This window comes from Stenotrophomonas sp. C9D9 (assembly GCF_056491205.1).
In genome coordinates, this window is sequence record NZ_JBSZIF010000004.1 from 327,177 (window position 1) to 339,767 (window position 12,591).

10 protein-coding genes and 1 pseudogene are annotated in these 12,591 nt (G+C 68.0%); all 11 read left to right on the forward strand.

Annotated elements, in window-relative coordinates; translation table 11 throughout:
- The first annotated feature begins 9 nt into the window (after positions 1–9).
- The 11 genes and pseudogenes from ACXI0D_RS06885 (at position 10) to ACXI0D_RS06935 (ending at position 12,436) form a co-directional block, all read left to right on the forward strand.
- Positions 10–414 carry a hypothetical protein gene (locus ACXI0D_RS06885; RefSeq protein WP_119007185.1) on the forward strand — a complete coding sequence of 135 codons (405 nt, stop codon included), beginning with the start codon at positions 10–12 and terminating at the stop codon, positions 412–414.
- 151 nt (positions 415–565) lie between these two features.
- Positions 566–2,852: pseudogene (locus ACXI0D_RS06890) on the forward strand (TonB-dependent receptor).
- Between the two features lie 68 nt (positions 2,853–2,920).
- Positions 2,921–3,640, forward strand: a complete 720-nt coding sequence (locus ACXI0D_RS06895; protein ID WP_049442940.1) for a tetratricopeptide repeat protein — start codon at positions 2,921–2,923, stop codon at positions 3,638–3,640.
- 10 nt (positions 3,641–3,650) lie between these two features.
- Entirely contained in the window at positions 3,651–4,328 is a 678-nt protein-coding gene (locus ACXI0D_RS06900) for a Fe2+-dependent dioxygenase (protein WP_049442941.1), read from the forward strand.
- 163 nt (positions 4,329–4,491) lie between these two features.
- Positions 4,492–4,893, forward strand: a complete 402-nt coding sequence (locus ACXI0D_RS06905) for a hypothetical protein (RefSeq protein ID WP_014036270.1) — start codon at positions 4,492–4,494, stop codon at positions 4,891–4,893.
- Positions 4,894–5,056: 163 nt separating this feature from the next.
- A complete protein-coding gene (locus ACXI0D_RS06910; RefSeq protein WP_479642442.1) occupies positions 5,057–7,477 on the forward strand; it encodes a TonB-dependent receptor domain-containing protein in 2,421 nt (806 codons plus the stop codon).
- A 210-nt stretch (positions 7,478–7,687) separates the two neighbouring features.
- Positions 7,688–8,326, forward strand: a complete 639-nt coding sequence (locus tag ACXI0D_RS06915) for a PepSY-associated TM helix domain-containing protein (RefSeq protein ID WP_101765062.1) — start codon at positions 7,688–7,690, stop codon at positions 8,324–8,326.
- Positions 8,327–8,366: 40 nt separating this feature from the next.
- Positions 8,367–8,885, forward strand: coding sequence for a DUF2271 domain-containing protein (locus ACXI0D_RS06920; RefSeq protein WP_004147429.1), 519 nt, complete (start codon positions 8,367–8,369; stop codon positions 8,883–8,885).
- Positions 8,886–9,007: 122 nt separating this feature from the next.
- Positions 9,008–9,811 (forward strand): DUF4198 domain-containing protein, encoded by an 804-nt coding sequence (locus ACXI0D_RS06925; protein WP_014036267.1) that lies wholly within the window; start codon positions 9,008–9,010, stop codon positions 9,809–9,811.
- A 52-nt stretch (positions 9,812–9,863) separates the two neighbouring features.
- Positions 9,864–10,835, forward strand: a complete 972-nt coding sequence (locus ACXI0D_RS06930) for an FAD:protein FMN transferase (RefSeq protein ID WP_101766382.1) — start codon at positions 9,864–9,866, stop codon at positions 10,833–10,835.
- Positions 10,832–12,436, forward strand: a complete 1,605-nt coding sequence (locus ACXI0D_RS06935; RefSeq protein WP_101765061.1) for a sulfite reductase subunit alpha — start codon at positions 10,832–10,834, stop codon at positions 12,434–12,436. Before ACXI0D_RS06930 ends, ACXI0D_RS06935 begins: the two co-directional genes overlap by 4 nt.
- Positions 12,437–12,591: the final 155 nt, after the last annotated feature.

Below are 12,591 nucleotides of genomic sequence, written 5' to 3' on the forward strand. Positions count from 1 at the left end.
CCCTGCGCCATGGCTTCGCCCGCGCCCACCGCCACGTTGTGCCAGCTCGCCCGCCAGGGGTGGCCGCTGGCTGTGGCCGTGCTGCTGACGCTGCTGCTGGGCTGGTCGGCCCTGCACGAAGGACGCGGCCACGGGCCTGCCACCCACGGCTGGCAGGCACACGCCGAAGATCTTCACCAGGCGATGCCGTTGCCTGTCCCGCCGGCGGACGAATGCCCGCAGCACGCCGTACCGGCACCGGAGCCCCCGCTTGATGGCGAGGGCTCCTCGCCCTGCACCGGCATGGCCCCCGCGCGCGTCACCCTGGTCGCGCATATCCCGCTGTGGCGCTCCGACGCGCTGCGCTGGCAGCTGCGCGATCCCGCACTGCGGTTGAACCCCGGCCACGCACCGCCCGCACCGCACGCCAGCTGAGGCGCCCTGCGGCCGTTGCCGTGCGCCTGAAGTCGTCCGCCGCGTAGCCGAGCATCGGCTCGGCTCTACAGAAGAAGCCCCCTATGTGCCGTCGCGCTGCCTGCGCTTCGGCCCTCGCCCTTTCCCGATCCCAGCCACTACCACCCAAGCCATGACCCACATCACGTCCCGCAAGCGCGCCCCGCGCGTTTCCCTGCTCGCCACCGCCACACTGGCCGCCGGCTTCGCGCCGCTGGCCGCGCAGGCCGCCGACAGCGCCGCCTCCGGCAATAACAAGGCCACCGACCTGGACAAGGTGCAGGTGCGCGGCAGCTGGTTCAATCCGTCCTCGCCGAAGTTCACCGCTGAACTGCTGGACACCCCGAAGTCGGTGTCGATCGTCTCGGAGAAGCTGATCGCCGAAACCGGTGCGACCAACCTGCAGGATGCGCTGCGCATGGTGCCGGGCATCACCTTCGGTGCCGGCGAAGGCGGCAACCCGACCGGCGACCGCCCCTTCATCCGTGGCTTCGATTCGCAGAGCAACATCTTCGTCGACGGCCTGCGTGACGTCGGCTCGCAGACCCGCGAAATCTTCGACCTGGAGCAGGTGGAAGTGGTCAAGGGCCCGAGCTCGGCCTACGGTGGCCGTGATTCCGGTGGTGGCAGCCTGAACCTGGTGAGCAAGACGCCGAAGCTGAAGAACGAGACCAGCGCCAGCATGGGCATCGGCACCGACAGCTACGCGCGCGGCACCGTGGATGCCAACTACGTGCTGGGCGATGGCATCGCCGCCCGTCTGAACCTGATGAAGCACGAGTCGGACATCCCTGGCCGTGACGCTACCAATGTCAGCCGCTGGGGCATCGCACCGTCGATCGCGTTCGGCCTGAACGGCCCGGCGCAGCTGATCGCCAGCCACTACCACATGCAGAGCGATGACCTGCCGGACGCGGGTGGCTTCCCGTATGGCAACCCGAACGGTGCACCGGCCTCGAAGTGGGTCGACGGCCGCCGATGGTGCCGGACCGCAACAACTACTACGGCCTGGTCGATCGTGACTTCCAGCGCACCCGTGCCGACATCAGCACCCTGGATGCCAGCTTCGACTTCGGCGGCCACAAGCTGCGGAACATCGCGCGCCTGGGCAACACCAGCAATGATTACCTGTGGACCCAGCCGGACGACAGCCAGGGCAACCCGAATAACTACGGCACCTTGTGGCGCCGTACCAACAGCCGCGCCGTCGACGTCAAGAGCTTCGCCGACCAGCTCGGCCTGACCGGTGCCTTCCAGACCGGCGCGCTCAAGCACAGCTACAGCGCTGGCGTGGAATACAGCGACGAGAAGATGACCCGCGGCAGCTACCTGATCGCCCCGGGCACCAGCAACCCGCTGACCGGCAACAGCAAGTGCCCGACCACGGGCGCGGCCACCGGCTACAACTGCACCGACTTCGCCAACCCGAACCCGCGTGATCCGTGGGCGGCCACTCATTCGGTGTACCGCAGCGACAAGGCACTGGACGTCGAGCAGCGCACCAAGACCAAGTCCGCCTATCTGTTCGACACCATCGAGCTCAATGCACAGTGGAGCTTCAACGTCGGCCTGCGCTACGACGACTACAGCACCACCCTGACCACTCCGGTGGCTGGCAAGGCACCGACCCGCGTGCGCAATGACAACGACTTCCTGAACTACCAGGCTGGCGTCGTCTTCAAGCCGCTGGAGAACGGCAGCATCTACCTGTCGTGGGGCACCTCCTCGACCCCGCCGGGCATGGACGGTGGCGACGGTTCGGACGGCCTGAGCGCCGCCGTGGCTGACCTCAAGCCGCAGGACACCAAGAACCTCGAACTGGGCACCAAGTGGGATCTGTTCGACAAGCGCCTGAACCTGACCGCCGCGATCTTCCACACGGTGATGAACAACGCACGCGTGACCGTCGACAACGGCACCAGCCAGAACGCCGGCAAGAAGGAAATCAACGGCTTCGAGCTGGGCTTCACCGGCCAGCTGACCGACGCCTGGAGCCTGTATGGCGGCTACACCTACCTGGACTCGGAACTGAAGGACAACGGCTTTGTGTGCGCCGTGTCCGGCCGCACCTGCCCGTCCAACGTCTACGTGCCGTCGCCGTACAACGGCAACGTGTTCCCGAACACCGCCAAGCACAGCGCCAACCTGTGGACCACCTACCGCTTCCCGATCGGCCTGACCATCGGCGCCGGTGCGTTCTACTCGGACAAGCAGTACGGTGATGTCGCCAACACCAAGTGGATCCCAGCTACACCCGCTTCGACGCGATGGCCAGCTACGCGATCCAGGACAACATCAGCCTGCAGCTCAACGTGCAGAACCTGACCGACAAGACCTACTTCACCAAGGCCTATGCCTCGCACTACGCGAGCATCGCCCCGGGTCGCTCGGCCACCCTGGCACTGAACGTGAAGTTCTGATGTAACTTCGCTCCACCACGGCGGCAGGCTCTCCTGCCGCCGTTTTTGTTTCCGGCGATACTCACCCCATGGTTACCCGCACCCCCATCGACAGCGACGCCCTGGCCGAGCTGCTGCAGCACGATCCGCAGGCCGCGTTCGCACGCGTGCGCGACGCCGCGCAGGCTGGACAGGTCGATGCACAACTGCTGCTCGCGCAGATGCACATGGAAGGCAAAGGCACCGCGCAGGACGCCTCGGCCGCGCTGCTCTGGTACGAAACCGCCGCCAACAACGGCGCGCCGATGGCGATGAACATGCTCGGCCGCTGCCATGAGCTGGGCCACGGCACCGCGGCCAACCCGACGCTGGCGGCAGTGTGGTACCGGCGCGCCGCCGACACCGGGCTGGACTGGGGCCTGTACAACCTGGCCAACCTGCTGGCCACCGGCCGTGGCGTTCCGCAGGACCGCGCGCAGGCACTGGCCCTGTACACCCGTGCCGCGCACCTGGGCCACGCCAAATCGATGAACCTGCTGGCCCGCCACCTCGAAGACGGGCTGGATACCGCACCCGATCCGCAGGCGGCGCTCGCCTGGTACCAGCGCGCGGCCGAAGCCGGTGATTTCCGCGGCCAGGCCAACTACGCCTCGATCCTGCTGCAGGCCGGCCAGGTCGAGCAGGCCGTGCACTGGCTGCGGCTCGCACTGGCGCACGGCAGCCCGGCGTTCATGGCGCACATCGTGCCGGAACTGGCCGCGTCGCCGCATCCGCAGGTGCGCGCCCTGGTCGCACCGCCGTCCCTCTGAGGAGTTCCGCATGCTGCTGCACATCCCCGACATTCTCAGCGCCGACCAGGTGGCCGATTTCCGGCGCCGCCTCGACGCCGCCGACTGGACCGATGGCCGCGAAACCGTGGGCCATCTGGGCGCACAGGCCAAGCACAACCAGCAGCTGCCCGAGGCCTCGCCGCTGCGCCGCGAACTGGGCGAGATCATCCTCGTCGCGCTGGCCCGGCACCCGCTGTTCTTCAGCGCAGCGCTGCCGCTGAAGTACCTGCCGCCGCGCTTCAACCGCTACAGCGGGGGCGGCACCTATGGCTTCCACGTCGATGGTGCGGTGATGAACCTGGCCAACGGTGAGCAGCTGCGCTCGGACATCTCCTGCACCCTGTTCCTGTCCGCGCCCGAGGAGTACGAGGGCGGCGAGCTGGTCATCAGCGATACCTACGGCGAGCACGAGGTGAAGCTGCCGGCCGGCGACCTGATCGTGTATCCGTCCAGCAGCCTGCATCAGGTGCGGCCGGTCACCCGCGGTGCGCGCGTGGCCTCGTTCTTCTGGGTGCAGAGCATGATCCGCGACGACGTGCAGCGGCGCCTGCTGTGGGAAATGGATGGCTCGATCGAGCGCCTGCGGCAGACCGGCGGCGACGCCGAGGCGGTGCTGCAGCTGACCGGCGTGTACCACAACCTGCTGCGGCGCTGGAGCGAAGTCTGAGCCCCACCTGGCCGGCCTGCGATATTTTGGCAATCATTCTCATTTGCAACGGCTAACAGCTCTCATTACAATCACGCCCCGTTGATGCCGGCCGCTGCCGGCAGACCCTTGGGGACACCGATTGCTGCGCCCGCTTCGCCCTCGCCCACTCATCCATCGCAAGATGGGCACCGCCATGCGCGGCCAGCGTCCCGCGCTGGCCAGCCTGCTGGCGTGGGTGGCGATGCTGGCCTTGCTGCTGGGCACCCTGCCGCTGCTGCCACAGGCCCACGCCGGAATGGCCGTGCAGATGCCGCTGGAAGAGCGCGGTGGCGAAGCGCCGCTGCAGGAAGAGGCGCCAGCCAAGCTGCGCCGCTGCGCGTCCGCTCCGGTGAAGTCGGCCGAGAAGGCACGTCCGCCACTGCTGCTGGCCAGCCAATGGCTGCGCACTGAACTCGAACTCGTACCCGCCACGCCGGCCATGCCCGGCGTGCGCCCGGACTGGCCGCTGGCCGCTCCGGACACGCCCTGGGCCGATGCGCCCGGGCGTCGCCAGCAACGCGGCCAGGCGCCGCCGCTCGCCTGATCCACGGCCCGACGTGACCGCCTGCGCGGTCGCGCCCGCACGCCGCTGCCTGCTCCATCCCTGCCGCCCCTGACCGGGCCTTCCGGGCCTTCCGGGCCTTCCGTGCCTGCCGCGCCCTTCGCGCACGGCGTCGCACCACCCTGCATCCTTCGAGGTAACTGCCATGGCCCAGCGCCATCGTGTCCGTTCGTCCCTGTCCCGCTCCCTGCTGACCAGCGCCGTGCTGGCGGCCATGACCGCCCCTGCCTTCGCCCACGGTGACGCTTCCGGCGCGCCACAGACGCTGGACAAGGTGGTGGTCACCGCCTCCGGCTTCGAACAGAAGGTGATCGACGCTCCGGCCAGCATCAGCGTGGTCAGCCGCGAGGAACTGAGCAAGCGCCCGTACACCAGCCTGGTCGACGCGCTGCGCGACGTCGAAGGCATCGATGTCGGCCTGGAAGCGACCGACAAGAACGGCCGCGCCACCGTCTCGATGCGCGGCCTGCCGTCCGAGTACACCCTGGTGCTGATCGACGGCCGCCGCCAGAGCAATGTCGGCCAGATCTATCCGAACAACTTCGGTGGCGGCCAGTTCGCCTACCTGCCGCCGCTGGATGCGATCGAACGCATCGAAGTGGTACGCGGGCCGATGTCCACGCTGTACGGCTCGGACGCGATGGGCGGCGTCATCAACATCATCACACGCCGCAACCAGGACAGCTGGCACGGCGCGCTGACCCAGGGCTTCACCGTGCAGCAGGACGACCAGTTCGGCGATGCACGCACCACCGACCTGTACCTCAGCGGTCCGTTGCTGAAGGATCGCCTCAGCCTGGCGGTACGCGGCAGCTACTACGACGCCAAGGCCTCCAATCCCGAATGGGATGCGCTGCCGCTGCCGGATGGCACCCTGTGGGAGCGCAGCATCGGCTTCGGTGGCGGCGGCAAGTCGGTCGCCAACACCAACTGGAACAGCGGCGTGCGGCTGGACTTCCGCATCAATGACGACCACGAACTGTGGCTGGACTACGACGTGTCGCGGCAGAAGTTCGACAACAGCGAAGGCCAGACCGGCACCCTCGACAGCCTGGCCAGCCTGTGGCGCGTCGGCAACGCCGTCATTCCCAACCCGAACGGCAACGGCACGCTCACCCGCCGCGTGGTGCAGCCGCGCGTGGGTTACACCGCCTACCAGCGCTACGAGCGCGACCAGTTGTCGCTGACCCATCAGGGCCGCTACAGCTTCGGCACCTGGCAGACCTCGCTGACCCACAGCAAGAGCAGCAACCTCGGCCGCTCGCTGCCGCTGACCCTGGACGAGCGCGCCAACCTGCAGACGCTGTGGAATGACGTCTGCCGCCGCACCGGTGCCGCCAACAACTGCGCGGCCGGCCGTGGCAATGCGCTTGCAGCCCTCAACCCGAGCGAGATGGCGCGCCTGCAGGCATTCCTGCCGCGTCCGCTGCGCACCATGGAGCTGGAAGGCTACGTGCTCGACACCATGCTCGACCTGGACTTCGGCGCGCACAAGCTGACCGTGGGTGGCCAGTACAACGACACTGACATGGTCGACGGTGTGTTCGGCATGGACGGCGCCGGCTACCGCAGCAACGTCAAGCAGAAGCACCGCATGTGGGCGCTGTTCGCCGAGGACAACTGGGCGCTGACCGACACCCTCACCGCCACCTTCGGCCTGCGCTACGACGACCACAACGTGTTCGGCAGCCATGTCAGCCCGCGCGGCTACCTGGTGTGGAACGCCAGCGACGCATGGACCTTCAAGGGTGGCGTCAGCACCGGCTACAAGACCCCGCGTCCGGACCAGCTGTTCCCGGGCATCACCGGCTTCGGTGGCCAGGGCGTGCTGCCGCTGGTGGGCTCGCCCAACCTGAAGCCGGAAACCAGCACCAACTACGAGCTGGCCGCCTACTACGAGGGTCAGCGCTGGGGCTTCAACGTCACCGGTTTCTTCAACAAGTTCGAGGACAAGATCGCCAGCGGCGGCACCTTCCCGAACTGCGAAGTGGCCCGCGCCGGCAGCGGCTACTGCGTGGACATCGGCCCGGGCTGGGCGGCACTGGGCTACAGCACCTTCACCCAGAGCGTGAACATCGACAAGGCCGAGACCCGTGGCGCCGAACTGGCCGCGCATGTCGACCTGCTCGACAGCCTGCAGCTGCGCGGCAACTACACCTGGACCAAGAGCGAGCAGACCAGCGGCGCGCAGAAGGGCCTGCCGATCAGCGGCACGATGCCGGCCAGGCACATGGCCAACGCCAGCCTCAACTGGCAGGTCAACGAAGCGGTCAGCCTGTCGCTGATCGGCGAAGGCCGCTACGACCGCTACCGCGACACGCTGCTGGACGCCAACGGCGCCAGCCACACCCGCTATTACGAGGACTACACCATCTTCCATCTCGGCGGCAGCTGGAAGGCCACGCCATGGCTGACGGTGAACGCGCGGGTCAACAACCTGTTCGACAAGGACTTCGTCTCGCAGTCGTGCCTGCTGATCAGCCAGAGCGAGTTCAACTGCGTGGACGACTATGCGACCAAGGACCAGCGCCGCAGCTACTGGATTTCGCTCAACGCGAAGTTCTGACCTCTGCGCACCGGCATTGCCCTGCCCCGGCGGGTGCCGACCTTGGTCGGCACCGCTTCATCCACGCATGGCGTGGATCTACTGATCAGTGATGGTGCCGGCAGCTGACCGCCGCCGGCACTCCCCTCCAGGGATACAGAACGATACGCAATTGCGAGCTATTCTCATCAATGATGTAATGGGCAGTCCCCGTCCGCCCCGAACCGTGCCGTGAGCCGTCCTGCCTCCTCCACCGTGCAGCAGCAACAGAACCGTGGCTTCTGGCTGCGGACGCTGCACCAGTGGCACTGGATCAGCTCGGCGGTGTGCCTGATCGGCATGCTGCTGTTCGCGGTGACCGGTCTGACCCTCAACCATGCGGCGAAGATCGAAGCCAAACCCCAGGTGCAGAACCAGCAGCTGGAACTGCCGGCCGAACTTCTCGGCCAGCTCGGCACGCGCGAAGACGGCAACGCACCGATCCCGCGCCCGGCCCGGCAATGGCTGGACACGCAGCTGGGCATCGCCATCGGTGGACGCCCGGCCGAGTGGTCGGCCGAAGAGATCTACCTGTCGCTGCCGCGCCCCGGCGGCGACGCCTGGCTGAGCATCGATCGCGAGACCGGCGCGGTGGAATACGAATCGACCTCGCGCGGCGTCGTGTCCTACCTCAATGACCTGCACAAGGGCCGCAATGCCGGCCCGGCGTGGGGCTGGTTCCTGGACCTGTTCGCCGTGGCCTGCCTGGTGTTCTGCATCACCGGCCTGTTCCTGCTGCACCTGCATGCGCGGCAGCGGCGCATGACCTGGCCGCTGGTCGGCCTCGGCCTGATGATTCCGCTGCTGATCGCCCTGCTGCTGATCCACTGACGTCCCCCATGAATTCCATCCGTTTCCCCGGAGCCGCCCCATGCGCGTCACCCTGACCATCGCCCTCAGCGGCCTGCTGGCCACCTCGCCGGCCTATGCCACCACCCTCGACATCAACGTCGAAGTGCCCAAGCTCAACGTGGCCGAGTACCACCGCCCGTACGTGGCAGTGTGGCTGGAAGGCGCCGACCAGAAGGTCGCGGCCAACCTGTCGGTCTGGTATCAGCAGACCAGCAACAGCGAAGGCCACGGCACCAAGTGGCTGCCCGACCTGCGCCAGTGGTGGCGCAAGAGCGGCCGCACCCTGCAGGTACCGGTGGACGGCGTGACCGGCCCGACCCGCCCGGCCGGCAAGCACGCGCTGTCGTTCAACGACAAGCAGCCGGCACTGAAGCAGCTGGCCCCGGGCAACTACACCCTGGTGGTCGAAGCGGTGCGCGAAGTCGGTGGCCGTGAACTGCTGAAGATCCCCTTCACCTGGCCGGCCACCGCCGCGCAGAACGGCAAGGCGCAGGGCGCCACCGAACTCGGCCAGGTCACCCTCGCCGTCAAACCGTAACTGCCTGAGCCGGGGTCGGATCCCTTCCGCAGGAAGGGCTCTGACCCCATCGCCCTATCCTTCGGGGTCAGAGCCCTTTCCGTTGGAAAGGGATCCGACCCCTTCCAACTGGAGTCTTCCGCATGAAGCGCACGCTCGTCCTCGCCGCCGCCCTGGCCGCTGCCCTTCCCTTCTCCGCCCTGGCCCACAAGGCCTGGCTGCTGCCCTCGCAGACCGTGATCGCCGGCAACGCGCCGTGGATCACCGTCGACGGTGCGGTCTCCAACGACCTGTTCTACTTCAACCACGTGCCGCTGCGCCTGGAGTCGGTGGTGATCACCGCCCCGGATGGCAGCACCGTACAGCCGCAGAACGCCGCCACCGGCAAGTACCGCAGCGTGTTCGACGTTGAGCTGAAGCAGCCCGGCACCTACCGCATTGCCTCGGTCAATGACGGGCTGTTCGCCACCTACGAGCAGAACGGCGAGCGCAAGCGCTGGCGCGGCAGCGTGGCTACCTTCGGTGAACTGCCGAAGGACGCGAAGAAGCTGGAAGTGAGCCAGTCGGTCGGCCGCGTGGAGACCTTCGTCACCAACGGCGCGCCGAACGATACCGCGCTGAAGCCGACCAACCGTGGCATCGAACTGGTCGCCGTCGGCCACCCGAATGACCTGTTCGCCGGCGAGGAAGCCACCTTCCGCGTGCTGGTCGATGGCAAGCCGACCGCCGGCCTGGAGTTCGAGATCGTGCGTGGCGCCACCCGCTACCGCAACGCGCAGGACGAGCTGAAGCTGACCAGCGACGCCAAGGGCGAGATCAAGGTGACCTGGCCGGAAGCCGGCATGTACTGGCTGGAAACCGGCACCGAGGACAACAAGACGTCGGTGAAGCAGGCCGCCAAGCGCCGCCTGAGCTACGTCGCCACGCTGGAAGTGCTGCCGCAGTAATGTGGACCGCGATGCCGGGCAATCCCCGGCATCGCCGCCGCAACGCATCACCATGACCGATTCCCTGCTCGACATCGCCCGCCTCGGTGGCACCACCATGGGCACCACCTGGAGTGTGTCGCTGGTCGCGTCGCGCCAGCGCGACCTACACCCGCTGCACGCTGGCATCCAGGCGCGGCTGGATGAGGTGGTCGCGCAGATGAGCACCTGGGAGCGCGGTTCGGATCTGAGCCGCTACAACCGCGCCGACGCCGGCCAATGGTGCGTGCTGCCCGCCGAAACGCGCCACGTCCTGGCCTGCGCACAGTCCATCGCTGCCGCCAGTGACGGCGCCTTCGATCCCACCGTCGGCCCGCTTGTGGCGCTATGGGGGTTCGGTGCACACGCAGGCGATCGCCACCTGCCCGATGCCAACACCCTGCAGGCCACCCGCGACCGATGCGGTTGGCAGCGCCTGCAGTGGCAGGACGATGCGCTGCTGCAACCGGGCGGGTTGGAACTGGATCTCTCTGCGATCGCCAAGGGCTTCGGCGTCGATCATGTCGCCGCTTGGCTGCGCGCGCAGGGCATCGCCGCGGCGCTGATCGAAGTTGGCGGCGAGCTGGCCGGCTACGGCCGCAAACCGGACGGCCAGCCGTGGCGCGTGCTGGTGGAATCCGCACCGGAAGAGGATGCGCACACCGATGCCCCGCCACGGGTGCTGGCGCTGGACGGCAAGGCGGTGGCCACTTCCGGCGATCGCTGGCACCAGTACCAGGCCGATGGCGAGGCCTACAGTCACAGCCTCGACCCGCGTACAGGCAGACCGGTGCGGCAGGTCGCCGCGGCAGTAACCGTGGTAGCCGACGACGCCATGCACGCCGATGCCTGGGCCACCGCACTGACCGTGCTGGGTCGCGAACAGGGCATGGCGCTGGCCGAACGCGAAGGACTGGCCGCACGCTACCTGCAACGCGCAGCGGATGGCCCCCGCGAATTCCTCAGCAGCGCCTTCCAGCGCCTGCTCGACGGGCAGGACGCATGAGCACTCGGCCATCGCGCGCACTGCTCGGCAACGCACTTGTACTGATCGTACTGGCGCTGATCGCCTGGGCGCTGCTGCGACTTCACCTCGGCGAAGCCTGGTGGCAGGGCGCACCGCCGGCACGGCAATCGCAGATCGCCATCATCACCACCGCGCTGTACGCGCTGGCCTGCGCAGCACTGTGGTGGCGCAGTCGTCCGCGCGACGATGCCACAACCGGTGACACGCCCCCGATCCTGCTGGTCTGGTCCAGCCAGACCGGCTTTGCCCGCGAACTGGCCGAACGCAGTGCCGAGGCCCTGCGCGGTGCCGGCGTGCCGGTGCGTGTGCGCGGACTGCATGAGGTCGATGCCGCGTTGCTGGCCGACAGCCAGCGCGCGCTGTTCATTGCCAGCACCACCGGCGAAGGCGATCCGCCCGACCACGCCCTGCCGTTCCTGCGCGGGGTGATGGCCACGCCGCCTCCGCTGCAGCATCTGCAGTACGGCGTGCTCGCGCTGGGCGACCGCAGCTATGGCCACTTCTGCGGATTCGGCCACCAGCTGGACCAGTGGTTGCGCCAGCACGGTGCACATCCGCTGTTCGATGCGATCGAGGTCGACAATGCCGATCCGGCGGCGCTGCGACATTGGCAGCAGTTGCTGGGACAACTTGGCGGCGGCGCCACTGAACTGCCCGACTGGAGCCCGGCCGAGTATCAGCCGTGGACGCTGCTGCAACGCGAGCATCTGAATCCGGGCAGCCCCGGCGGCCCGGTGTACTGGTTGCGCCTGCAGCCACCGCCTGGCGTCGATGTGCAATGGCAGGCCGGCGACATCGCCGAGATCGGCCCGCAGCACCCACGCCACAGCGCGCGCGCCTGGCTCGATGCACAGGGCTTCGATGCAGACACCGTGCTGGATGACGGGCAGGCGCTGCTGGCCCGTATCGAGCGCTCGCATCTGCCCTCGCTGGTCCCTCCGGGTGATCTGCCCGCGTTGTTGGCAACCCTGCAACCGCTGCCCCATCGCGAGTATTCCATCGCATCGGTGATGGCCGACGGCGCGGTGGAATTGCTGCTGCGTCGCCAGCTGCGCACCGATGGCACACCCGGCATCGGCAGCGGTTGGCTGTGCGACCACGCCGCACTCGGCGAACCGGTGCAGCTGCGACTTCGCCGCAACGACAATTTCCATGGCGCGCCCGCCGATGTACCGCTGCTGCTGATCGGCAACGGCACCGGCATCGCCGGCCTGCGCGCGCACCTGCACGAACGTGCCCAGCGTGGCGCGCGTCGTACCTGGCTGCTGTTCGGCGAGCGCACCGCCGCGCACGACTTCCATTTCGGCGAAGAATTGCAGGCGATGCTGGCCAACGGCGCGCTGACGCGGCTGGATGCAGTGTTCAGCCGCGACGGCGGTACGCATCGCTATGTGCAGGACAGGCTGCTGGCCGAAGCGGCAACGCTGCGGCAGTGGGTCGATGAAGGCGCGGCGATCCTGGTCTGCGGCAGCCTGCAGGGCATGGCCCCGGCCGTGGATGCAGTGATCGAGCAGGTGCTGGGTACCGCAGGCAAGGAAGCGCTGCTGCTGGCCGGACGTTACCGGCGCGATGTGTATTGAACGAACCATCGGGGTCGGATCCCTTTCCGCAGGAAAGGGCTCTGACCCCAACCACAGCCGCACCATGACGGCGTGTCCAGGCATGATGGCAACCGCACAGCAGTAGATCCACGCCATGCGTGGATGGCGCCCCATGACGCCGGGCGTGGCCCGGC